General features: G+C 65.8%; 23 protein-coding genes. 13 read left to right on the plus strand and 10 right to left on the minus strand.

Translation table 11 applies throughout. The features are described from left to right. Positions 1 to 106 precede the first annotated feature (106 nt). Positions 107 to 499, plus strand: a complete 393-nt coding sequence (locus NX773_RS03710) for a hypothetical protein (protein WP_258855018.1) — start codon at positions 107 to 109, stop codon at positions 497 to 499. Between the two features lie 34 nt (positions 500 to 533). Here NX773_RS03710 and NX773_RS03715 read toward each other — a convergent pair whose 3' ends face one another. The 3 genes from NX773_RS03715 to NX773_RS03725 are packed head-to-tail and all read right to left on the minus strand — an operon-like array spanning position 534 to position 1,592. Beyond that, entirely contained in the window at positions 534 to 779 is a 246-nt protein-coding gene (locus tag NX773_RS03715) for a DUF3297 family protein (RefSeq protein WP_258855019.1), read from the minus strand. Positions 780 to 829: 50 nt separating this feature from the next. Next, positions 830 to 1,183, minus strand: coding sequence for a hypothetical protein (locus NX773_RS03720; protein ID WP_258855020.1), 354 nt, complete (start codon positions 1,181 to 1,183; stop codon positions 830 to 832). 13 nt (positions 1,184 to 1,196) lie between these two features. After that, entirely contained in the window at positions 1,197 to 1,592 is a 396-nt protein-coding gene (locus tag NX773_RS03725; protein WP_258855021.1) for a hypothetical protein, read from the minus strand. A gap of 146 nt (positions 1,593 to 1,738) precedes the next feature. Here NX773_RS03725 and NX773_RS03730 point away from each other — a divergent pair, with 146 nt between their 5' ends. The 3 genes from NX773_RS03730 (at position 1,739) to gluQRS (ending at position 4,375) form a co-directional block, all read left to right on the plus strand. Continuing rightward, on the plus strand, positions 1,739 to 2,773 hold the full coding sequence (locus NX773_RS03730) for a proline iminopeptidase-family hydrolase (RefSeq protein WP_258855022.1): 1,035 nt from the start codon (positions 1,739 to 1,741) through the stop codon (positions 2,771 to 2,773). Then, positions 2,770 to 3,267, plus strand: coding sequence for a nuclear transport factor 2 family protein (locus tag NX773_RS03735; protein WP_258855023.1), 498 nt, complete (start codon positions 2,770 to 2,772; stop codon positions 3,265 to 3,267). Before NX773_RS03730 ends, NX773_RS03735 begins: the two co-directional genes overlap by 4 nt. 196 nt (positions 3,268 to 3,463) lie before the next feature. Then, a complete protein-coding gene (gluQRS, locus tag NX773_RS03740) occupies positions 3,464 to 4,375 on the plus strand; it encodes a tRNA glutamyl-Q(34) synthetase GluQRS (protein WP_258855024.1) in 912 nt (303 codons plus the stop codon). Here the strand turns inward: gluQRS and NX773_RS03745 are convergent. Further along, positions 4,372 to 4,953: a CHRD domain-containing protein gene (locus NX773_RS03745; RefSeq protein WP_258855025.1), complete on the minus strand. Its 582-nt coding sequence runs from the start codon at positions 4,951 to 4,953 to the stop codon at positions 4,372 to 4,374. The two genes, gluQRS and NX773_RS03745, sit on opposite strands and share 4 nt — an antisense overlap. A gap of 176 nt (positions 4,954 to 5,129) precedes the next feature. Here NX773_RS03745 and NX773_RS03750 point away from each other — a divergent pair, with 176 nt between their 5' ends. Beyond that, positions 5,130 to 6,092 (plus strand): hypothetical protein, encoded by a 963-nt coding sequence (locus NX773_RS03750; protein ID WP_258855026.1) that lies wholly within the window; start codon positions 5,130 to 5,132, stop codon positions 6,090 to 6,092. Here the strand turns inward: NX773_RS03750 and NX773_RS03755 are convergent. The 5 genes from NX773_RS03755 to NX773_RS03775 all read right to left on the minus strand — a co-directional run bounded on the left by NX773_RS03755 (position 6,054) and on the right by NX773_RS03775 (position 9,487). Continuing rightward, the gene (locus NX773_RS03755; protein WP_258855027.1) at positions 6,054 to 6,224 is read right to left on the minus strand and encodes an oxidoreductase-like domain-containing protein; all 171 of its coding nucleotides are present in this window, start codon (positions 6,222 to 6,224) and stop codon (positions 6,054 to 6,056) included. The two genes, NX773_RS03750 and NX773_RS03755, sit on opposite strands and share 39 nt — an antisense overlap. After that, entirely contained in the window at positions 6,221 to 6,559 is a 339-nt protein-coding gene (locus tag NX773_RS03760) for a BlaI/MecI/CopY family transcriptional regulator (RefSeq protein ID WP_370662212.1), read from the minus strand. The genes NX773_RS03755 and NX773_RS03760 overlap by 4 nt, the downstream gene beginning before the upstream one ends. A gap of 214 nt (positions 6,560 to 6,773) precedes the next feature. Next, positions 6,774 to 7,184, minus strand: coding sequence for a hypothetical protein (locus tag NX773_RS03765; RefSeq protein WP_258855029.1), 411 nt, complete (start codon positions 7,182 to 7,184; stop codon positions 6,774 to 6,776). Between the two features lie 81 nt (positions 7,185 to 7,265). Further along, positions 7,266 to 7,928 (minus strand): response regulator, encoded by a 663-nt coding sequence (locus NX773_RS03770; RefSeq protein ID WP_258855030.1) that lies wholly within the window; start codon positions 7,926 to 7,928, stop codon positions 7,266 to 7,268. Then, positions 7,925 to 9,487 (minus strand): ATP-binding protein, encoded by a 1,563-nt coding sequence (locus NX773_RS03775; RefSeq protein WP_258855031.1) that lies wholly within the window; start codon positions 9,485 to 9,487, stop codon positions 7,925 to 7,927. The genes NX773_RS03770 and NX773_RS03775 overlap by 4 nt, the downstream gene beginning before the upstream one ends. 327 nt (positions 9,488 to 9,814) lie before the next feature. Here NX773_RS03775 and NX773_RS03780 point away from each other — a divergent pair, with 327 nt between their 5' ends. The 6 genes from NX773_RS03780 (at position 9,815) to NX773_RS03805 (ending at position 17,975) form a co-directional block, all read left to right on the plus strand. After that, positions 9,815 to 12,670 (plus strand): 2-oxoglutarate dehydrogenase E1 component, encoded by a 2,856-nt coding sequence (locus tag NX773_RS03780; protein ID WP_258855032.1) that lies wholly within the window; start codon positions 9,815 to 9,817, stop codon positions 12,668 to 12,670. A gap of 85 nt (positions 12,671 to 12,755) precedes the next feature. Further along, on the plus strand, positions 12,756 to 14,006 hold the full coding sequence (odhB, locus tag NX773_RS03785) for a 2-oxoglutarate dehydrogenase complex dihydrolipoyllysine-residue succinyltransferase (RefSeq protein WP_258855033.1): 1,251 nt from the start codon (positions 12,756 to 12,758) through the stop codon (positions 14,004 to 14,006). A 63-nt stretch (positions 14,007 to 14,069) separates the two neighbouring features. After that, complete coding sequence (locus tag NX773_RS03790) at positions 14,070 to 14,393, plus strand: PspC domain-containing protein (protein WP_258855034.1); 324 nt, start codon at positions 14,070 to 14,072, stop codon at positions 14,391 to 14,393. 181 nt (positions 14,394 to 14,574) lie between these two features. Beyond that, complete coding sequence (gene lpdA, locus NX773_RS03795; protein WP_258855035.1) at positions 14,575 to 16,008, plus strand: dihydrolipoyl dehydrogenase; 1,434 nt, start codon at positions 14,575 to 14,577, stop codon at positions 16,006 to 16,008. Positions 16,009 to 16,183: 175 nt separating this feature from the next. Further along, positions 16,184 to 17,281, plus strand: a complete 1,098-nt coding sequence (gene zapE, locus NX773_RS03800; RefSeq protein WP_258855036.1) for a cell division protein ZapE — start codon at positions 16,184 to 16,186, stop codon at positions 17,279 to 17,281. A gap of 22 nt (positions 17,282 to 17,303) precedes the next feature. Beyond that, positions 17,304 to 17,975, plus strand: a complete 672-nt coding sequence (locus NX773_RS03805; protein WP_258855037.1) for a hypothetical protein — start codon at positions 17,304 to 17,306, stop codon at positions 17,973 to 17,975. A 92-nt stretch (positions 17,976 to 18,067) separates the two neighbouring features. On the opposite strand, the gene NX773_RS03810 is transcribed toward NX773_RS03805, so the two are convergent. After that, a complete protein-coding gene (locus NX773_RS03810; RefSeq protein ID WP_258855038.1) occupies positions 18,068 to 18,871 on the minus strand; it encodes a PP2C family protein-serine/threonine phosphatase in 804 nt (267 codons plus the stop codon). A gap of 191 nt (positions 18,872 to 19,062) precedes the next feature. On the opposite strand from NX773_RS03810, the gene NX773_RS03815 reads away from it, so the two are divergent. Together NX773_RS03815 and yoaA are read left to right on the plus strand one after the other, a co-directional pair. Continuing rightward, the gene (locus NX773_RS03815; protein WP_258811062.1) at positions 19,063 to 19,260 is read left to right on the plus strand and encodes a YdcH family protein; all 198 of its coding nucleotides are present in this window, start codon (positions 19,063 to 19,065) and stop codon (positions 19,258 to 19,260) included. Beyond that, the gene (yoaA, locus tag NX773_RS03820) at positions 19,257 to 21,329 is read left to right on the plus strand and encodes a DNA repair helicase YoaA (protein ID WP_502572674.1); all 2,073 of its coding nucleotides are present in this window, start codon (positions 19,257 to 19,259) and stop codon (positions 21,327 to 21,329) included. The genes NX773_RS03815 and yoaA overlap by 4 nt, the downstream gene beginning before the upstream one ends. Positions 21,330 to 21,402: the final 73 nt, after the last annotated feature.

Here is a 21,402-nt window from a genome sequence, read left to right on the forward strand (position 1 = left end):
GATCTGGCGTTCCCCACGGCCATAACTGGGCTCATGGCCGACGCGGGCCTGCGGTGCAGTTGTGCGCATACCCCCGCGGGCGAAATGCATCAGATCGGAGCAGGTCATGAAAAGCGTCGCACTGATACTCGATCCAGAATTTGGGCAACGCGTGGAAAGCGTGGCCCGTGAAATGCCCGTCTGGGTTCTCGCAAGCCGGTCGAACGACCCTGCCATTGAGCACGCTCGCAGCCTGTTCGGGGGCCACGACATTACTTCGTTTTTTCCACCCCGGACCGGCGACAGGAAGGCCACCAGCGCACAAGCCTTGTACGATATCGACGAGCACCACGGGGAATTGAGCTCCTCACATCCCTATGAAGAGCTGCTGATATTCGGAGCTGCCCCTGCGGACGTTTCGCCGGAGGCAATGGAGGAGCTGGGGCTGGAGCCGGCCGGCGCCCGAAAGGACGCCTTCGTGCTGCGAAAGCGCGATGGCGCTGACTACACTACGCGTTGAATAAGCTGCCGAGAGCGTCGGCAGGCGCCCAGGGTCAGCGGTAAAACGCCTCGACCTTGCCTTTGAGTTTGATGAGCATCGGCTTGCCCTTGCGGTCGAGCACCTTGCCGGCGGCGACCTTGATCCAGCCTTCGCTGATGCAGTATTCCTCGACGTCGTGGCGTTCCTTGTCGTTGAAACGAATGCCGATCTCATGCTGGAAGACGGCCGCCACGTGGTGCGGGCTCTTCGGGTCGATGGACAGGCGGTCGGGCAGGGTGGGTTTGGTCGTATCGTTCATGGTGAGCAATTATCCATGATTCGCGCCTTGGAGGCGAGCGCCACGCCAGCCTAGCGGCATTTCCCGCGTACCGCCGCCGCCACCCAGAACGGGATCGCCAACAGCCCGCCAAAGAACGTGGGCTGGAATTTCAGCGCATCGGCGTGCAGGCAGTCGGGGATTTTTGATTCCGAAAACTGGCGCGAAAAGTTCTCGACCTTTTCGCCACCGTACGCGCCTTCGCGCGCGAGCTGCTGCCCCTTTTTGTCCTCGGCCAGCGTCTGCTGCACGGCCTGGCGGATCGCCTCGTCGGTGAGTTTTGCGCGCAGTGGCGGCAGCGGTGCCGGCGCGGTGGCGGGCGCCTGGGCGCGGGCCGTGGTCGCGGTCAGCGCAAGGATCAGGCTGGCGGCAACGAACGCGCGCATCGCTGGTGCCCGCTCACGTGCACTTGCCGCGCCACTTGGCCACGATCACGAACGGGAACGCGGCGCGCAGGCCATGCACCGTGAATGGCCCGAGCATCGGCGGCTGCCATTTCAGGCCGTCCGGCTTCAGGCAACCCGGCATGCGCGCGTCGTCGAAGGCGCGCTCGAAGGCGTCTACATTCGCACGGCGCAGCGCCTGGCCTCGTTCCGCGGGCGGGGCCTCGGCAAGCGCCTGCTGCACCGCTCGTTCCACCACGCTATCGGGCAACAGCGCAGGCGGCAGGCCCGTCGGCAGCGAGTACAGCGGGAACAGGAACAGGGGCGGCGGGGTGGCGGCGGCTGCCGGTTCAGCGGCCCGGGCACCGGGCAGCAGCGCGGCGAACAACAGGACAACGGCGGCGGCTTTCATTTGTCTGTTTGAAAAGTGTATTCACCACCACTGTACACCTTTCAGTGCTCAGTTTCCACGTTGTACCTTTGCTCATCTGTTACAGATACAATGGTTCGCCGGCACAGCCGGAGCACAGGTCAAAAAATTACCGGAGACAAGACAACATGAGGAAGCTTGCTGCACTCCTGGCCGCGTTGCTGATGGCCGCCGCCAGCCCGATGGCGTGCGCCGAAGCCGGCGCCCAGGCCAACCACTATTTCGACAATGCCGGCCGCACCGATGTGCTGGCGGGTGGCGTGCGCATGATCCCGATCGCCACGCCGAAGGGCACGTTCAAGGTCTGGACCAAGCGCGTTGGCAACAACCCGACCATCAAGGTGCTGCTCCTGCACGGCGGCCCGGGCGCCACCCACGAGTATTTCGAAGCGGCCGACAGCTATTTTCCCGGCGCGAGCGTCGAGTACTACTACTACGACCAGCTTGGCTCGGCCTACAGCGACCAGCCGGACGAGCCTTCGCTGTGGGAGATCCCGCGCTTCGTCGATGAGGTCGAGCAGGTGCGCAAGGCGCTGGGCCTGGACAAGCATAACTTCTACCTGCTGGGCCATTCCTGGGGTGGCATCCTGGCCGCGGAATATGCGCTCAAGCATGGCGACAAGCTCAAGGGCCTGATCATCTCCAACATGATGATGAGCATTCCCGCCTATAACGAGTACGCCGACAAGGTCCTGATGCCGCAGATGGACCAGAAGGTGCTGGCCCAGATCCTGCAGATGGAGAAGGAAGGCAAGTATGACGACCCGCGCTACGAGGAGCTGCTGGTGCCGTACTACGAGGCGCACATCCTGCGCATGCCGAGCGCCCGGTGGCCGGACCCGGCGCTGCGCGCGTTCGCCAAGATCAACAAGAAGATCTACGTGCCGATGCAAGGCCCGAGCGAGATGGGCTCGCACAACTCCAAGCTCGAACACTGGGACCGCGTGGCCGACCTGCCGAAGATCACGGTGCCGACGCTTGTCATCGCTGGCAAGTACGACACCATGGACCCCAAGCACATGAAGATGGTGTCGGAGAAGGTGAGGCATGGCCGCTTGTTGCTGACCAACGGCGGGCACATGGACATGTATGACGACCAGAAAGTGTACTTCGACGGCCTGATCAAGTTCCTGAAAGACGTGGACAGCGGGAGATTCAAATGAAGCGCCTGATCGCAGCTTTCCTCCTGTTTGTCGCCAGCCTGGGCGCGCATGCGCAGCCGGTCGATCCCGCGCTCGCGCGCGCCGTCAACGCCTTCGTGGACGAATGGCACGACGATGCAGCCCACGCGCGCATGGCGTACTTCGACAAGATCGCGCCGGACGGGGTGTACATCGGCACCGACAAGCACGAGCTGTGGCACAGGGACGAATTCAAGGCGTGGGCCGACAAGTTCTTCAAGCGCGGTTCGGCCTGGTCGTTCAAGTCCGTGCGGCGCAACGTGTACGCGTCGCCCGACGGGCAATTCATCTGGTTCGACGAGATCCTCGACACGCCCAACATGGGGCCGTGCATGGCGAGCGGCGTGATCCGCAAGACGGCCAAGGGCTTCGAGATCCTGCACTACCAGCTGTCGTTCGCGGTGCCCAACGAGCTGGCGGGGCAGGTGATGGGGCTCGTCAAGAATTTCGAAGCGAAGCCGCAGGCGGCAAAGTGAAGCGTACCTCAGCATCGTCGTCCCGGTGAAAAGGACCCATACTGAATCGAATGAAGCCGCGTTGCATGCAGCTCAGCATGGGTCCCGGCCTGCGCCGGGACGACGGTGGTCATTGCGGGTGTCGCCGCCCCACGGCTTAAGCCTCCGCTAACCCCCATGTGATAATCTGGTTTCTGTAATAACCACGAGCATCACCGTGACCACACCTTATGTCGGCCGTTTCGCGCCATCCCCCACCGGTCCGCTGCACGCCGGCTCGCTGGTGGCCGCCGTCGCCAGCTACCTGGACGCGCGCGTTCACCATGGCACCTGGCTGATCCGCATCGAGGACATCGACGAAGGCCGCAGCGTTCCCGGCGCCGCCGAAGGCATCCTGGAATTGCTGCGGCGCCTGGGCATGGAATCGGACCGCGAAGTAGTGTGGCAAAGCCGCCGCAAGCACCTGTACCAGGCCGCGTTCGACCGGCTCGCCGCCAATGCCTACGCCTGCGGCTGCAACCGTCGCGAGATTGCCGATTCAAGGCTGGGATTCGGACCGGACGGCGCCGCGATCTATCCGGGCACCTGCCGAAACGGCCTCGCCCCCGGCCGGAGCACGCGCAGTTTGCGCCTGCGTGTGCCCGAACCGGGTGCGGACCTGGTCGAATTTACCGACCGCTTCGCCGGCACCATCCGCCAGCGGCTTGCCCTTGAGTCCGGCGACTTCGTCCTGAAGCGGGCCGACGGTTACTGGGCCTACCAGCTGGCGGTGGTGGTCGACGATGCCGAGCAGGGCGTCACCGACGTGGTGCGCGGGGCGGACCTGATCGATTCGACCCCGCGCCAGATCTACCTGCAACGCCTGCTCGGCGTACCGACCCCGCGCTACCTGCACGTGCCGGTCGTGCGCAACGCAGCCGGCGAGAAGCTCTCGAAACAGACCGGGGCACTGGCCATCGCGCCGGACGACGAACCGGCCGCCGTCGCCGCCCTGCAGGATGCTGCCCGCTTCCTCGATCTGTCGGTAGAGCCCGTCGATTCGCTCGCCGGATTCTGGCAAGCAGCCGTCCCGGCCTGGGCCAGGCTGCTCTCGTTGCGCGAAGTTGCTGCCATTAACCCTCCCGGTTAACCGACACGGCGCCGTGCCATGAACCCCAGCCCGGCAAGACCAATCCCCAACATTGCCCACGACGCCGGCTCAGGAATCGGCGCCGCCACCAGCCAGCCCCGGATCTCGCCAGCCGGTTTGTCGCTGGTGTGAATGTTCACGTACGCTTCGTTGGCCTTGATACCGGTCATCAGCGCCGACATGGCAGACGATGCCGTGCCGCCGTTGGATGACAGGAACCCGGACTCGAACGAGGTGTCCAGCGCCAGATCCAGGCCGTTGGTGTACTGGCTTGCGTGTACACCGGTCGGGAAGCTGGTGAACGGCACTGCGATCGGAGCGTTGCCGGTAAAGGCCGTGCTCGTGCAGCAGTGAACGTGGGCCTCGGTCGTTGCGCCGAGCAGGTCGCGGAACCGTGCATCGACGAACATCTTCGTTCCCGCAATGTCGATCTGGGTCAGGCCCCAGCCCGGCGAGGCATTGGGCGGGTTTTCCAGCGGACCCGCTTCAACGGCTCGAAAGGTGGTCTGTGCCTGCGCCCCTCCCGCGGCAAAAGCGGCCGTGGTTGCCAGTGCCAGGATAGACAGAACTTTTTTCATTACAACCTCCTCTTCTTGAACAATGACTCTCCATTAGCGCCTTACCGCAGCGCTGCCTAAAAAAGTAGCATTCAGGAGAGGCGAGGCTGCACACCGTACGGCTGGGAAGTGTCGCGTGCGACTCTTCTGCGCGAAAAACGGCATGATGTCAAAAAGTTATTTTTCCGAGGCATCACATGCGACGCATTTTCCCGGCCATATCGTTGTTCCTTGTCTCCTGCTTCGCTGCAGCCCAGGATGCCTCGCTGCTGGCTGGCGGCATGCAGGTCGATCGCAGCGGCGAACAGTCGTTTGCGGTCAACCTGGGCTACACGCAGCGGCTTGGAAAGTACACGGCGGCCAGTCTGGAATACACCAACGAAGGCCACCCGCGCCTGCACCACCGCGACGGCCTGACTCCGCAGCTGTGGCTGCACACGGCGGTGCCCGAGCGCGGCTTCTCGTTCGCGGTCGGGGCCGGCCCGTACTACTACTTCGACACCACCACCGGCAGCGGCGCGCTGGCCGACTACCGCAACGAGCACGGCTGGGGCATCCAGGCCAACTTCAGCGCCAAATACCACCTGGGCGACCAGCGCACCTATGCCGAGGCGCGCCTGTCGCGCATCCATGGCCGCAGGGAGCATGACAGCACGCTCTTGATGGTTGGCCTGGGCTACGAACTGCGCAACCTGCCGCACGAGGTGAAAGCCGAGAACGCGGACGGCGGCGAGGACCTGTTCATGGTGCTGGCCGGGCGCTCGATCGTGAACAGCTTCAAGTCGGAGAAGGCGACCGGCGGCGGCATCGAATACCGCCACACGGTCACGCCGAACATGGAGTGGAGCGTGATGGCGATGAGCGAGGGACGCGTTGGCGTGGCCGAGCGCAAGGGCGTCTCGAGTCAATTGTGGCTGCTGCGGCCGTTCACCGAGCGCACCGTGCTGGAGCTGGGAATGGGCGGCTACGTGATGCGCGACCAGCTGAACCGCGACAGCGTGCGCGAAGAACCGAAGACGCACTTCGCGCCGATCGCTTCGATCGGCATGCGCTGGCGCCTGTCCCCGACCTGGCGCGCGCAGCTCAGCTGGAGCCGCGTCATCACCGACTACCACCGCGATTCAGACGTGTTCCTGCTCGGTGTCGGCAGCCTGTACTGAGCCTGGCTTGTCCGCCTGGGCCGCGCACCACGCTTCGTAGCGTTCGAGTGCTTCGGCGTACAGGTCGAACACGCACGGGCAGCAGCCGCTGCGGCAGCAGTCTTCCAGCTCGGGTTCGACGGGTGGCGTCATTTGTTCTTGTCGCCGTTGAGGATGGCCTGGATCTCGTCGCGTTCCTTCTGGCTCACGTGCCCGCGCAGGGCGGCCAGCACCAGCTCCTTGCCGGAGCCGGAGAACGCCTTGTTGATCAGTTCCTTGACCAGGCTGGTCTGCAGTGATTCCTGCGGCTGCGCGGGCGCGTACACGTGGGCGCGCTGGCTTTCGTCGCGCGCGAGCAGGCCCTTGGTGTGCATGACCTGCAGCAGGCGCAGCACGTTCGCGTAGGGCATGTCCGGACGGGTGGCGAGGGCGGCTTCGTGCACCTGGCGCGCGGTGGACGGGCCGAGCTGCCAGAGCAGGCGCAGCATTTCCAGTTCGGACCGGGTGGGTTTGGGTGGAGCGGGGGATTTCGGCATGGGGCTAGAATAAATGATCTAGATGCGGATGTCGATCATTCGAACTACGTCGTCCCCGCGCAGGCGGGGACCCATGCTGAACATGCCACTCAGTGGCGCCGCCTCTGGATACTGTCTATGGGTCCCCGCCTTCGCGGGGACGACGCGCCAATGTTCGTGACTAGCTTCAGTCCATGTGGTACATCCGCAGCTGGAACACCATCTTCCCATCCTCTTTCTCGCACACCCCGCGCATGTACTCGCCCTTCTTGATGTTGTAGGTGACATCGCTCCCCTCGGCTTTGCCGGCGCAGGCCGCGTGGGCTGCGGCCGGCACATCGGGGACCGGCGGCGGGGGCGGCGGCGCCGGGATGGCCGGCATCTGCGGCATGCCGGGCATCGGTGGCTGCGCGAATGCAAAGCCGCCGGGCGGAGGTGGCGGCGGAGCCGGCGGTGCCGGCGGGGCAGGGGGCGCTGGCGGGTTCGCCGGCACGCACTTGCCGTGCGCCTGCTTGCATTCCACATGGACGGTGGCCGAGCTGGCGCCAGCCGCGGCGCACATCAGGGCGAACAAAACGACGGATGCGTTCTTCTTCATGCTTTTTCTCCTCTTGGACTGGGCGCGGGGCGCCGTCGGAATGCATGTTGCCGCCCAAATGTGGAGAAAAAATGAAGGCCGCTACAGATCGAAGCGGTAGCCCAGTCCGTAGATCGAATGGATCGGCTCCAGTCCCGGCACCACCGCGTCGATCTTGCGGCGCAGGTTCTTGACGTGGCTGTCGATGGCGCGGTCGGTCACGTCGATGCTGTCGTTGAAGGCCAGGTCGAGCAGCTGCGCGCGCGAGAACACCTGGCCGGGCCGGCGCGCCAGCACGGCCAGCAGCGCATATTCGCTGGGCGTCAGGTCGAGCGCCTTGCCGTGGATCGCAATGCGGCGCGTTGCTTCGTCGATCTCGACGGCGCGCTGGGCGGGCGCCTGGCCGCAGCGGCGCAGGATGGCCTTGATGCGGGCCATCAGCTCGCGCGGGCTGAACGGCTTGCACAGGTAGTCGTCCGCCCCGGCCTCCAGGCCCAGCAAGCGGTCGATCTCCTCGACCCGCGCGGTGACCATCACCACCGGCACGTCGGAAAATTCGCGCAGCGCGCGGCACAGCGACAGCCCGTCCAGCCCGGGCAGCATCAGGTCGAGCACGACCAGCGCGGGCGCGGCGTTGCGCAAGGCGTCCAGCGCCGCCGCGCCATCATCAAACACCACCGGCGCAAATCCGGCCGCGCGCGCATAGTCGGCGACCAGCGCCGCCAGCTCCGGCTCGTCCTCGACGATGAACAGCTCCTGCGTCATGCCCCCTCCAGCGAAAAGTCGAGGGTGGCGCGCAGGCCGCCCAGCGGCGAATGATCGAAGGCGAGGGTGGCGCCATGCGCCTGCAGGATGCGCTGGCACAGCGCCAGGCCCAGGCCCGCGCCGCCTTGCGCGCGGCTGCGCGAAGCGTCCACCCGGTAGAAGCGCTCGCCCAGCCGCGCCAGCGCCTCGTCCGGTACGCCGGGCGCGCTGTCTTCGATGGTGATCACCAGCGTGCGACCCGTGCGCTCGGCGCCGAGCCGCACCTGCCCGCCGCTTGCGGTGTAGCGCAGGGCGTTTTCCAGCAGGTTGCCGAACACCTGCCGCAGCCGGTCGGGGTCACCCGATACCAGCGCGTGGCCGGGCGCGGGGCCGATGGCGAGCGCCAGCCCGGCTGCTTCCAGCCGCGCGCGGAAGGCTTCGGCGCTGTCGCAGGCCAGCGCCCACAGGTCGAGCGGCTGGCGCTGCACATCGAGGGCGCCGACGTCGGCGCGCGCCAGCGCGTACAGCTGGTCGATCAGCTTGTTCAGGGCCAGCACCTGGCGCAGCATCGCGGCCACGGTCTGCGGGTCGGCCACGCGCACCCTGTCCTCGATCGCTTCGAGCTGCGCGCGCAGGACCGCCAGAGGCGTGCGCAGCTCGTGCGAGGTGTCGGCCACCCACTGCCGGCGCGACGCCTCCATCGCTTCCAGCCGCTGCGCGAGCTGGTTGAAGCTGTGCGCCAGTTCGCCCAGTTCGTCGCTGCGGTCGGCCGCCAGCCGCATCTCGAAGCGCCCCTCGGCTAGTTGCTGTGCGCCGGCGGCCAGGCGCCGGATCGGCTTGCGAAAGTGCGCCGCGAGCAGCACCGCGGCCAGCGCCGAGAGCGCGACGCTGGCCGCGGCGATCGCGACCAGGCTCGAACGCAGCTGGTCGAGGAACGCGGCGGCCAGCGCGTCGCCGGGGCGCATCACGCGCGCCACCCGCAGGTAGCCGACCGTCCTGCCATTGGCCTCTATGGCGCGGCGGGCCGACGGTTCCGCGCCCGGCACCCGGCCGGCAAGATAGGCGCCCGATGCGTCCAGCAGCGACACGCGGTCGAGCAGCCCGAGCTGGTCCACGTCCGGCGGCGGCTCGGGCAGGGGCGCATATGATGTTGACGGCACCGGTGACACAGGCGGCACCGGCGGAGCGGGCGGCGCCGGGGGCGGCGGCAGGGGCGGCAGCACCGCATCCCCCGCGCCGGCAGTGGCCACCGCCAGCGGCGCGGGCGGCGGCGCGGGCGTGCGGACCGGTTTCGGTCGCGCCGGCTCGTCACGGCGCAGCTGCAGGCGCCGCAGCTCGTCGCCGATCCAGCGCCGCTGCGCGCCCCGGTCCTGCGGAACGAAGCGCCAGCCGCCGCGGTCCGCGTAGCGGCTGCCCAGGTCGTGCGACAATTCCTCCAGCCGGTCCAGTTCGATATTGACCGCGTACTCCGAAAAGCTGCGCATCACGTTATGTCGCATCAGGGCAATGCCGGCCACCGCGACGGCAAGGATCGCGAGCAGGACGGAGGCAAACAGCCGGTGGCCGATCGAAAAGCGCAAGATAAGGGATCCGGAGCGTCAAAACCCTGAGTGTAATGGCAACGCTTGCTCGAGGGTAGTTGCTCCGCGTGCAATCTGGCGATCCGAACAAAATACGGCTGCGTAGCAAAACCGCCAAAAGATTGCCGTTTTTCCGCTGGTCGGGATGTTGCGTTACAATGTTGCGTGCTATTCTGAGCGGCTTTCCCAAGCAACGAATTCTGTCGCTTTTAGTCCTTCCCCACAACTTGATGTCTAGTAAGTGCGATCCGCTAACCGGTCAGGCCGTGTCGCGGAAGGTTAGATTAACCCGCCACAATCGCGAAACGCGAAGAAAGGTGAGCAAGAATGATGAAGCAATATGAAGGCAACTCGTACCTGTTTGGCGGTAACGCGCCTTACGTGGAAGAGTTGTACGAAGCCTACCTGAACAACCCAGGCTCGGTCCCGGACAATTGGCGCTCCTATTTCGACGCCATGCAGCACGTGCCGGCCGTCGATGGCAGCAGCAAGCCCGACGTCGTGCACTCCTCCGTGATTGCCTCCTTCGCAGAACGCGCCAAGCACGGCCCGATCCGCACCGTCACCGCCGGCGCCGACCCGGAACTGGCACGCAAGAGCGTCGCCGTCACCCAGCTGATCGCCGCCTACCGCAACCTGGGCCTGCGCTGGGCCAACCTGGACCCGCTGCAGCGCACCGAGCGTCCGGCCCTGCCTGAACTGGACCCGTCGTTCTACGGCTTCACCGAAGCCGACCTCGACACGGTGTTCAACATCAGCAATACCTACTTCGGCGTGGAGAACGCGTCCCTGCGCGACCTGCTGAACATGCTGCGTGACACCTACTGCCGCTCGATCGGTGCCGAGTTCATGTTCGTGACCGACCCGACCGAAAAACGCTGGCTGCAAGAGAAGCTCGAGTCGATCCGCTCGACCCCGACCTTCACCGCCGAAAAGAAAAAACACATCCTCGAGCGCCTGACCGCGGCCGAAGGCCTGGAGCGCTACCTGCACACCCGCTACGTCGGCGCCAAGCGCTTCTCGCTCGAAGGCGGCGAATCGTTCATCGCCTCGATGGACGAAGTGATCCAGCGCGCCGGCGAAAAAGGCATCCAGGAAATCGTGATCGGCATGGCCCACCGCGGCCGCCTGAACGTGCTGGTCAACACCCTGGGCAAGTCGCCGGCCGACCTGTTCGAAGAATTCGAAGGCAAGCACGCCGACGACCTGCCGTCGGGCGACGTGAAATACCACCAGGGCTTCTCGAGCGACATCTCGACCACCGGCGGCCCGGTGCACCTGTCGCTGGCATTCAACCCGTCGCACCTGGAGATCGTCAACCCGGTGGTGGAAGGCTCGGTCAAGGCACGCATGGACCGCCGCGGCGACCCGGAAGGCAAGCAAGTGCTGCCGATCCTGGTGCACGGCGATGCCGCATTCGCCGGCCAGGGCGTGGTCATGGAGACCCTGAACCTGGCCCAGACCCGCGGCTACGGCACCGGCGGCACGGTCCACCTGGTGATCAACAACCAGATCGGCTTCACCACCTCGGACCCGCGCGACACCCGCTCGACCGTGTACTGCACCGACGTGGTCAAGATGATCGAGGCGCCGGTGTTCCACGTGAACGCCGACGATCCGGAAGCGGTGGTGCTGGCCTCGCAGATCGCGATGGACTACCGCACCGAATTCGGCAAGGACGTGGTGGTGGACATCGTCTGCTACCGCAAGCTGGGCCACAACGAGCAGGACACCCCGGCCCTGACCCAGCCGCTGATGTACAAGAAAATCGGCAAGCACCCCGGCACCCGCAAGCTGTACGCCGACAAGCTGGCCACCCAGGGCACCACGGCCGCCGACTTCGCCGACCAGATGGTCGCCGGCTACCGCGCCGCGATGGACGCCGGCAAGCACACGGTGGACCCGGTGCTGACCGACTTCAAGAACAAATACGCGGTCGATTGGGCGCCGTTCCTGGGCAAGAAGTGGACCGACGCTGCCGACACCGCCGTGCCGCAGACCGAACTGAAGCGCCTGGCGCAGAAGATCACCACCGTGCCGGAAGGCTTCAAGCTGCACTCGCTGGTTGAAAAAGTGCTGGCCGACCGCGCCACCATGGGCCGCGGCGAAATGAACCTGGACTGGGGCATGGGCGAACACCTGGCCTACGCGACCCTGCTGGCTTCGGGCTACCCGATCCGCCTGTCGGGCCAGGACGCCGGCCGCGGCACCTTCGTGCACCGCCACGCCGTGCTGCACGACCAGAACCGCGAGAAGTGGGATGCCGGCACCTATGTGCCGCTGCAGAACGTGTCGGACAGCCAGGCGCCGTTCACCGTCATCGACTCCGTGCTGTCGGAAGAAGCGGTGCTGGGCTTCGAATACGGCTACTCGACCGCCGAGCCGAACACCCTGACCATCTGGGAAGCCCAGTTCGGCGACTTCGCCAACGGCGCGCAAGTGGTCATCGACCAGTTCATCGCCTCGGGCGAAGTGAAGTGGGGCCGCGCGTCGGGCCTGGTGATGATGCTCCCGCACGGCTACGAAGGCCAGGGTCCGGAGCACTCGTCGGCCCGCATCGAGCGCTTCCTGCAGCTGTGCGCCGACAACAACATGCAAGTGGTGCAGCCGACCACCGCCGCGCAGATCTTCCACCTGCTGCGCCGCCAGATGGTGCGCCAGTTCCGCAAGCCGCTCGTGATCTTCACGCCGAAGTCGCTGCTGCGTAACAAGGACGCCGGCTCGCCGCTGACCGACCTGGCCAAGGGCGCGTTCCAGACCGTGATCGGCGAAGTGGACGACAAGATCGAAGCGGGCAAGGTCAAGCGCGTGATCGCCTGCTCGGGCAAGGTGTACTACGACCTGGTCAACACCCGCAAGACCCGCGGCGCCACCGACGTGGCCATCATCCGTGTCGAGCAGATGTACCCGTTCCCGCACAAATCGTTTGCCGCCGAACTGAAGAAGTTCCCGAACGCGACCGAGGTGGTGTGGGCACAGGACGAGCCGCAGAACCAGGGCCCGTGGTTCCAGATCCAGCACAACATCTTCGAAAACATGGAAGCGGGCCAGCGCCTGTCGTACGCCGGCCGTCCGGCATCGGCAGCACCGGCCGTCGGCTACAGCGACAAGCACGTCGCGCAGCAGAAGGAACTGCTGGAAACCGCGTTCGCGAAGATCAAGGGTTTCGTGCTGACCAAGTAAGGCCACGAGAGCGCCGCGCTACCCGCGCGGCGCCTGCACACTGAACAGCGCGACGTGCGCACAGAATAATTTACGGAGTTTTTAAATGGCACAAATCGAAGTCAAGGTCCCCCAACTGTCGGAATCGGTTGCTGAAGCGACCCTGCTGTCCTGGCACAAGAAAACCGGCGAGGCCGTCTCGCGCGACGAAAACCTGATCGACATCGAGACCGACAAGGTGGTCCTCGAGCTTCCCGCGCCTGGCGCCGGCGTGATCACCCAGATCATCAAGGGCGACGGCTCGACCGTCGTGTCGGGCGAAGTGATCGCCATCATCGACACCGAAGCCTCGGCCCAGACCAGCCCGCTGCAAGTGGCGGCCGCCCCGGTCCAGGCAGCCGCTCCGGCCGCCGCTGCACCGGCCGCCGAAGCCGGCGGTTCGAAAGCCGGCGTCGCCATGCCGGCCGCGGCCAAGATCCTGGCTGACAACGCGATGAACGCAGCACAAGTGGCCGGCACCGGCCGCGATGGCCGCGTGACCAAGGGCGACGCCCTGGCCGCCGTGGCCGCCAAGCCGGCCGCACCGGCTCCGCTGGCGCCGCAAGCGGCCAAGCCGGCCCTGCAGCAAGTCCCGGCCCCGAGCGTGAACCTGGGCGACCGTCCGGAAGAGCGCGTGCCGATGAGCCGCCTGCGCGCCCGTATCGCCGAGCGCCTGCTGCAGTCGCAATCGACCAACGCCATCCTGACCACCTTCAACGAAGTGAACATGAAGCCGGTCATGGATCTGCGTAACAAGTACAAGGACAAGTTCGAGAAGGAGCACGGCGTCAAGCTCGGCTTCATGTCGTTCTTCGTCAAGGCCGCTGTCGCCGCGCTGAAGAAGTACCCGATCCTGAACGCCTCGGTGGACGGCAACGACATCATCTACCACGGCTACTTCGACATCGGTATCGCGGTCGGTTCGCCGCGTGGCCTGGTGGTGCCGATCCTGCGTGATGCCGACCAGCTGTCGATCGCCGAGATCGAGAAGAAGATCGGCGAATTCGGCCAGAAAGCCAAGGACGGCAAGCTAACCCTGGAAGAGCTGACCGGCGGTACGTTCTCGATCTCGAACGGCGGCGTGTTCGGCTCGATGCTGTCGACCCCGATCATCAACCCGCCGCAGTCGGCGATCCTGGGCATCCACGCCACCAAGGACCGCGCCGTGGTCGAGAATGGCGAGATCGTGATCCGCCCGATGAACTACCTGGCCATGTCGTACGACCACCGCATCATCGACGGCCGCGAAGCCGTGCTGGGCCTGGTGGCGATGAAGGAAGCGCTGGAAGACCCGGCGCGCCTGCTGCTGGACCTGTAATCGGGACTGCGCGCTGGCCTGCCGTGCGGCGCGTGCTGACTGTGACTTGTTGAGGATCGATCGATGATCTCCGATGAAATCAAACGTTTGCACGAACTGCACCAGGCCGGCGCGCTGTCGGACGCGGAATTCGAGCAGGCCAAGGCCAGGGTGCTGGCCAGCTCCACCGTCAACCTGAACAAGGGCGACGGCACCCTGTCCGGCGAGATCAACAGCCTGCGCCGCTCGCGCACCGACCGCTGGCTAGGCGGCGTGTGCGGCGGCCTGGCGGTAGCCTCTGGCGTGGAGTCGTGGGTGTGGCGGCTGGTGTTCGTGCTGTTCACGCTCACCTTCGGCTTTGGGTTCCTGATCTACATCCTGATGTGGATTTTCGTTCCAGAAGAATAAGATCAATCCGTTCAGCCAGCGCAACCAACCAACGTCGTCCCCGCGAAGGCGGGGACCCATGCTGAGGTTGCGATAACGCGGCCCCTCCTGATGCAGCAAACCGTCTATGGGTCCCCGCCTTCGCGGGGACGACGGTTTCGAAGTGAGTGGCTCGCGCTGAACGCCAACTAAGGAAACAAGAATGAGCAACGCAAAACAATTTGACGTCGTCGTGATCGGCGGCGGCCCCGGCGGCTACATCGCCGCGATCCGCGCGGCGCAGCTGGGCTTTAACACCGCCTGCATCGACGAGTGGGCCAACGCAAAAGGCGGCCCGGCTCCGGGCGGCACCTGCACCAACGTCGGCTGCATCCCGTCCAAGGCACTGCTGCAGTCGTCCGAGCATTACGAGCACGCCGGCCACGGCTTCAAGGAGCACGGCATCGAAGTGTCGGGCCTGTCGCTGAACCTGGCCCAGCTCCTCAAGCGCAAGGACGGCGTGGTCAAGGCCAACAACGACGGCATCCTGTACCTGTTTAAAAAGAACAAGGTCAGCTTCTTCCACGGCCGCGGCACCTTTGCCGGCGCGGGCGAGGGCGGCTACACCGTCAACGTGTCCGGCCAGACCACCGACACCCTGCAGGCCAAGCACGTGATCGTCGCCACCGGCTCGAACGCGCGCGAACTGCCGGGCGCCGCGTTTGACGAGAAGCTGATCCTGTCGAACACCGGCGCGCTGGCGATCGACGCCGTGCCGGCCAACCTGGGCGTGATCGGCGCCGGCGTGATCGGCCTGGAGATGGGCAGCGTGTGGCGCCGCCTGGGTGCCAAGGTCACGGTGCTGGAAGGCCTGCCGACCTTCCTCGGCGCAGTGGACGAGCAGATCGCCAAGGAAGCGCAGAAGCTGTTCACCAAGCAGGGCCTGTCGATCAACCTGGGCTGCAAGATCGGTGCGATCACCAAGGGCGAGAACAACGTCACCGTGGAATACGCCGACGCCAAGGGCGAAGCGCAGAAAGCCACCTTCGACAAGCTGATCGTCTCGATCGGCCGCGTGCCGAACACCAACGGCCTGGGTATCGAATCGGTTGGCCTGAAAACCGACGAACGCGGCTTCATCGTCGTGGACGACGAGTGCCGCACCAACCTGCCGAACGTGTGGGCGGTGGGCGACGTCGTGCGCGGCCCGATGCTGGCGCACAAGGCGGAAGAAGAGGGCGTCGCGGTTGCCGAGCGCATCGCCGGCCAGCACGGCCACGTCAACTTCAACACCATCCCGTGGGTGATCTACACCTCGCCGGAGATCGCCTGGGTCGGCAAGACCGAGCAGGCGCTCAAGGCCGAAGGCGTGGCGTACAAGGCCGGCACCTTCCCGTTCATGGCCAACGGCCGTGCGCGCGCGCTGGGCGATACCAACGGCATGGTCAAGTTCCTGGCTGACGCGACCACCGACGAAATCCTGGGCGTGCACATCATCGGCCCGATGGCATCCGAGCTGATTTCGGAAGCCGTGGTGGCGATGGAGTTCAAGGCCTCGTCCGAGGACATCGCGCGCATCTGCCACGCGCACCCGTCGCTGTCCGAAGCGACCAAGGAAGCAGCGCTCGCCGTCGACAAGCGTTCGCTGAACTTCTAAGAGCCCCGCGGCTCATCATGTAGGGTGGGCGGGTTTCCCGCCCACGCGTTCAACCGGGGCCGGCACAACCACAGTGCCAGCGCGGATTGAACGCGTGGGCAGCGCACGGGAATCGACGTGCACGCACCGTCGGTGCAGCTGCCCACCCTACGTCAAGCATCACCCCATCTCACCCATGAACGTACAACAGTATTACGAACACGCGCTGAAAGAGCGCGGCTACAAACCCGACCCCGCGCAGCAGCGTGCGGTCGACCGCCTGCAGCGCGCGTACGACGAATGGGTGGCATACAAGGGCAAGCGCTCGTCCAGCTTCAAGCGCCTGATCAACCGTCCCGACGTGCCGCGCGGCGTGTACATGTGGGGCGGGGTTGGCCGCGGCAAGTCGTTTTTGATGGACAGTTTCTATTCGGTGGTGCCGGTGGTGCGCAAGACGCGCCTGCACTTCCACGAATTCATGCGCGGCGTGCACCGCCAGCTCGACGAACTGAAAGGCGTGGCCGACCCCCTCGACGAAGTGGCCAGGCGCATCGCCCGCAAGTACCGCCTGATCTGCTTCGACGAATTCCACGTCTCGGATATCGCCGACGCGATGATCCTGTATAACCTGATGTCGGCCCTGTTCGCCAACGGCGTCACCTTCGTGATGACCTCGAACTACGACCCCGACCTGCTGTACCCGGATGGCCTGCATCGCGACCGCATGCTGCCCACCATTGCGCTGCTCAAGGAAAAGCTCGACGTGATGAACGTGGACGCCGGCATCGACTACCGCCACCGCGCGCTGGAGCAGGTGCAGGCCTACTACACGCCGCTGGGCGCAAGCTCCGACCAGGCGCTGCGCGACGCCTGGGCCAAGCTGGCCGATACCGCCGACGAGGACCCGCGCGTGCACATCGAGCAGCGCGAGATCCGCGCCTTGCGCCGCGCCGGCGGCGTGATCTGGTTCGACTTCGCCACCCTGTGCGGCGGCCCGCGTTCGCAGAACGACTACCTCGAACTGTCCGAACGCTTTCACACGGTGATCCTGTCGGGGGTGCCGGCGATGTCGGCCGCGCAGTCGTCCGAGGCGCGCCGTTTCACCTGGCTTGTGGACGTGTTCTACGACCACAAGGTCAAGCTGATCATGTCGGCCGAGGTGGCCCCCGACCAGCTTTACACCAAGGGCGTGCTGTCGAACGAGTTTCACCGCACGGTCTCGCGTATCATTGAAATGCAGTCGCGTGAATACATGCTGGCCGAGCGCCGCAGCGCCGCCGATTCGCTTGCCTGATGCAGCTGAAAGGACCTGATCGATGAAACCAATGGCAGCACTTCGTACCGCAAGCGCGCTGGCGATCGCTGGCGCACTGGCCGCCGGTTGCGCGAGCGAACAGCAAGTGGCGTCGGGCCCGGCGCCCACGCCAACCACTTCGGTGGAGCAGGCCGACCAGCGCCTGGCCGCGGTAGCGGCCGAGCGTGCGGCGATCGAGGCCCGCTTTGTCGAGCGCGAACGGGTGTGCTACCAGAAGTTCTTCGTCACCCGCTGTCTTGATGAGGCCAAGGAGCGCCGCCGCAGCGCGCTGGCGGCCCAGCGCTCGATCGAAATCGAAGCCGAGCACTTCAAGCGCAAGGCCAAGGTGGAGGAGCGTGACCGCGCGCTGGCCGAAGCCGAGGCGCGCTACCGCGAGGAAGAGGCGCGCATGGCCGCCCAGCCGCCGGCCGCGCCGCGCCAGCCCACCGAGGAGCCGCCGCCGCGCCCGTCGCCGGTGGCCGAGCGCATCGCCAAACACAACGCCAGGCTGCAGAAGGCACAGGCGCAGGAACAGGCCGAGGCGGCCAGGCGCCAGGCCAACGTGCGCGACTACGAGGCGCGCAAGCGCGAATCGGAAGAGCGCCAGCGCAAGGTGGCCGAGCGCATGGCCGAAAAGCGCGCCAAGGAAGCGAAGAAGGAAGCCCTGACGCCGCCGGCGCCCAACCAGCAATAGCCGGCGTAGGGTGGGCAGCTTGGCTGCCCACGCGTTCAACCAGATCCCGATTGGGCCGCCGGCCGAACCTGCCCGGACGGCAAATCGGCCCGTCAGCGCAACGGTTTCGGCCCCGGCGCGATTCCCGGCGTCCCCTGCTGCGGCGGCTGCACCAGCTTGATGATAGCCATCGTGCAATTGCCGCCCTTGCCCTGGGCCCGCTCGCCCGCTTTGTTGATGAGCATTTCGGACGCCTGGCGCGGCGTCGCGCGCGAAATGGCTGCGCCCAGTTCGACGTCGGTAAAGAAATGCCACAGCCCGTCCGTCGCCAGCAGGAAGCTGTCGCCCGCCTTGAGCCCGGTGTAGCTGCCGATCGTCACGAACGGTGCCTTGTGACTATTGCCCATCAGATTGAGCAACAGCTTGGACTTGCGGTGGTTGCGCGCCGCGTCCGGCGGCAGCTTGTCGCTGGCGACGAGGTGCTCGACATAGCGGGCATCGCTGGTGCGCGCCATGCACTTGCCGTTCGAGAAATGGTACAGCCGCGAATCACCGACGTGCGCCCACACCGCGTCGCCATGGGGCGACAGGATCAAGCCGACGAAACTGGCCAGCGCCTCGGTCTTGTGCGCCACCGCGTTCATCTTGATGATCATGTGGGTTTCGTCGACGATCTCGCGCAGCAGCTGGCCGAGACGCTCCACGCTGGGGCGGTCGCCGGGCTTGTAGAGGTCGAACACATGCTTGGCCGTGTGCAGCACCTGCTCCGAGGCCTGCGACCCGGCCACGCCGTCCGACAGCACGGCCAGCACGTAGCCGGGGGCGCGCGCGCCGGTCAGCAGGGCCACCCGGTCGTTCTGCTGCGGGCGGTTGCCGATATGTTGCGCGGTTCCCGCTTCGATCTTGTATGAACTCATATACTTGGAGCGTTTCCGTGTCACGTCCGCCAACTTTTGTTGGCGGCAACGTCGGCGTAGATTAAACTATGCACCGAGAACCATAAATGTTGCAAGCCGTGACGTGCGGGACTGCTTGATTGTAGGCGGCAACGGTCCCCGCGTGCGGGAAGTTTTTGTAACAAAACAAAACTGTTGGGAACAGGTACGACATGGACGTCCAGGAGATCCAGCGCCGCATTATCGAACTCGATGTGGAACACCGTGACCTCGACGCGGTCATCGCCATGCTCACGCTCGACGGCCACGCGGACCAGTTGCAACTGCGCCGCCTGAAAAAGCGTAAACTACAGCTCAAAGATCACATCACCCTGCTGAAAATGCAGCTCGTGCCGGACGTCCCGGCCTGACTGCCCGACATCCCTTGACCGACCATCTTCCCGTCCCGGGCGCCGCACCAGGCGAACCCGGCCAGAGCGTTTCCGCCGCACCCGAACAGCCGCCCGGCAAATACGACGCCGAGATCGACCGCCTGTTCGGCGCGGGCGGCCCGCTCGCGCCTGCCGTCGGCACGTTCAAGCCGCGCCAGTCGCAGACCGAGATGGCGAAGGCGGTGGCCGGCGCGATCGCGAACCAGACCACGCTCATGGCCGAGGCCGGCACCGGCACCGGCAAGACCTTCGCCTACCTGGTGCCAGCGCTGCTGTGGGGCGGCAAGACCATCGTCTCGACCGGGACCAAGAACCTGCAGGACCAGCTGTTCCTGCGCGACATCCCGACCGTGCGCATGGCACTGCGTGCGCCGGTCTCGGTGGCATTGCTCAAGGGGCGCTCGAACTACGTCTGCCATTACCACCTGGAGCGCACGCTGCAGAACGGCCGCCTGACCTCGCGCGATGACGTGGGCCACCTGCGCGAGATCTCGCGCTTCATCAAGATGACCAACTCGGGCGACAAGGCCGAGCTGGCCAAGGTGCCCGAGAATGCGTCGGTCTGGAATCTGGTCACCTCCACCCGCGACACCTGCATGGGGCAGGAGTGCCAGTATTACCAGGACTGCTTCGTGATGAAGGCGCGCCGCGAGGCGCAGCAGGCGGACGTGGTTGTGGTCAACCACCACCTGTTCTTCGCCGACGTGGCGCTGAAGGACACCGGCGTGGCCGAGCTGCTGCCATCGGCCAACACCATCATCTTCGACGAGGCCCACCAGTTGCCGGACACCGCGACGCTGTTCTTCGGCAAGAGCGTCTCGACCTCGCAGGTGCTCGAGCTGTGCCGCGACGTGCTGGCCGAGGGGTTGGCGCACGCGCGCGGCGCGACCGATTGGGCCAAGGCCGTGACCGTGGTGGAAAAGGCCGCGCGCGACCTGCGCCTCGCGTTTTCGCAGGACAACATGCGCCTGTCCCTGCCGCAGATTTTGCCCAGTTCCGAGTTCTTCCCGGCGCTGGACAAGCTCAAGGAAGAGCTGGCGGGCCTGGTGACCGTGCTCGAAGCGCATGCCGCGGCGGCCGAGTCGCTCGAGCAGTGCCGCGTGCGCGCGGTCGAACTGGCGGCCGCCTACGACGACTGGAAGCCCGAGGCCAAGGGCAAGGAAGTGGAGGGCGACCAGGCGGTGCTGTGGGTCGAGGCGTTCTCGTCCTCGCTGCAATTGCACAAGACGCCGCTGTCGATCGCGCCGATTTTTTCCGGCCAGCGCGCCGGCACGCCGCGCAGCTGGATCTTCACCTCGGCCACGCTGGCGGTGAAGAACGACTTCAAGCACTTCGCCAGCCAGATGGGCCTGACCGGCGAGCCGGCGCAGACCTGGCCGAGCCCGTTCAATTACGGCGAGCAAGGCATCCTGTACGTCCCCACGGGGCTGCCGGAACCCAACTCGATGGGCTACACCGATGCCGTGGTCGATTGCGCGCTGCCGGTCATCGAGGCCGCCGGAGGCCGCACCTTCTTCCTGTGCACCACAATCCGCGCCGTCAATCGCGTGGCCGAGCGGCTGCGTGCCGAGTTCGCCGCGCGCGGGCTCGATTTCCCGCTGTTCGTGCAGGGCGAGCGCGGACGCACCGAACTGCTCGACGCGTTCCGCAACGCAGGCAATGCGGTGCTCGTGGGCAGCCAGAGTTTCTGGGAAGGCGTGGACGTGCGCGGCGACGCGCTGTCGCTGGTCATCATCGACAAGCTGCCGTTCGCCCCGCCGGACGACCCGGTGCTGGCCGCGCGCATCGAAGTGATGGAGAAGAAGGGCCTGAACGGCTTCATGCATCACCAGTTGCCCGAAGCGATCATCACGCTCAAGCAAGGCGCCGGCCGCCTGATCCGCGACGTCGACGACCGTGGCGTGCTGATGATTTGCGACCCGCGCATCATTTCCAAGCCGTACGGCCGTCGCATCTGGCAAAGCCTGCCGCCGTTCAAGCGCACACGGGTGCAGGACGAGGTCGTGGCGTTCTTCAGGAGCCCAGCCAGCCAGGCCGATTCGCGGTAGGGTGGGCAGGTCCTCCTGCCCACGCGTCCAATGATTGCATGCACTGGTTGAACGCGTGGGCAGGCAAGCTGCC

The sequence above is a fragment of the Massilia solisilvae genome, from assembly GCF_024753215.1.
GTDB lineage: Bacteria > Pseudomonadota > Gammaproteobacteria > Burkholderiales > Burkholderiaceae_D > Telluria > Telluria solisilvae.

Coding starts and splice junctions, on each gene's coding strand:
- NX773_RS03715 (WP_258855019.1), bottom strand. CDS start 779: ATGAACGATACGACCAAACCCACCCTGCCCGACCGCCTGTCCATCGAC.
- NX773_RS03720 (WP_258855020.1), bottom strand. CDS start 1,183: ATGCGCGCGTTCGTTGCCGCCAGCCTGATCCTTGCGCTGACCGCGACC.
- NX773_RS03730 (WP_258855022.1), top strand. CDS start 1,739: ATGAGGAAGCTTGCTGCACTCCTGGCCGCGTTGCTGATGGCCGCCGCC.
- NX773_RS03765 (WP_258855029.1), bottom strand. CDS start 7,184: ATGAAGAAGAACGCATCCGTCGTTTTGTTCGCCCTGATGTGCGCCGCG.
- NX773_RS03735 (WP_258855023.1), top strand. CDS start 2,770: ATGAAGCGCCTGATCGCAGCTTTCCTCCTGTTTGTCGCCAGCCTGGGC.
- NX773_RS03755 (WP_258855027.1), bottom strand. CDS start 6,224: ATGACGCCACCCGTCGAACCCGAGCTGGAAGACTGCTGCCGCAGCGGC.
- NX773_RS03805 (WP_258855037.1), top strand. CDS start 17,304: ATGAAACCAATGGCAGCACTTCGTACCGCAAGCGCGCTGGCGATCGCT.
- lpdA (WP_258855035.1), top strand. CDS start 14,575: ATGAGCAACGCAAAACAATTTGACGTCGTCGTGATCGGCGGCGGCCCC.
- NX773_RS03810 (WP_258855038.1), bottom strand. CDS start 18,871: ATGAGTTCATACAAGATCGAAGCGGGAACCGCGCAACATATCGGCAAC.
- NX773_RS03725 (WP_258855021.1), bottom strand. CDS start 1,592: ATGAAAGCCGCCGCCGTTGTCCTGTTGTTCGCCGCGCTGCTGCCCGGT.
- NX773_RS03790 (WP_258855034.1), top strand. CDS start 14,070: ATGATCTCCGATGAAATCAAACGTTTGCACGAACTGCACCAGGCCGGC.
- odhB (WP_258855033.1), top strand. CDS start 12,756: ATGGCACAAATCGAAGTCAAGGTCCCCCAACTGTCGGAATCGGTTGCT.
- NX773_RS03760 (WP_370662212.1), bottom strand. CDS start 6,559: ATGCTGCGCCTGCTCTGGCAGCTCGGCCCGTCCACCGCGCGCCAGGTG.
- NX773_RS03815 (WP_258811062.1), top strand. CDS start 19,063: ATGGACGTCCAGGAGATCCAGCGCCGCATTATCGAACTCGATGTGGAA.
- NX773_RS03780 (WP_258855032.1), top strand. CDS start 9,815: ATGATGAAGCAATATGAAGGCAACTCGTACCTGTTTGGCGGTAACGCG.
- NX773_RS03745 (WP_258855025.1), bottom strand. CDS start 4,953: ATGAAAAAAGTTCTGTCTATCCTGGCACTGGCAACCACGGCCGCTTTT.
- NX773_RS03750 (WP_258855026.1), top strand. CDS start 5,130: ATGCGACGCATTTTCCCGGCCATATCGTTGTTCCTTGTCTCCTGCTTC.
- zapE (WP_258855036.1), top strand. CDS start 16,184: ATGAACGTACAACAGTATTACGAACACGCGCTGAAAGAGCGCGGCTAC.
- NX773_RS03770 (WP_258855030.1), bottom strand. CDS start 7,928: ATGACGCAGGAGCTGTTCATCGTCGAGGACGAGCCGGAGCTGGCGGCG.
- NX773_RS03710 (WP_258855018.1), top strand. CDS start 107: ATGAAAAGCGTCGCACTGATACTCGATCCAGAATTTGGGCAACGCGTG.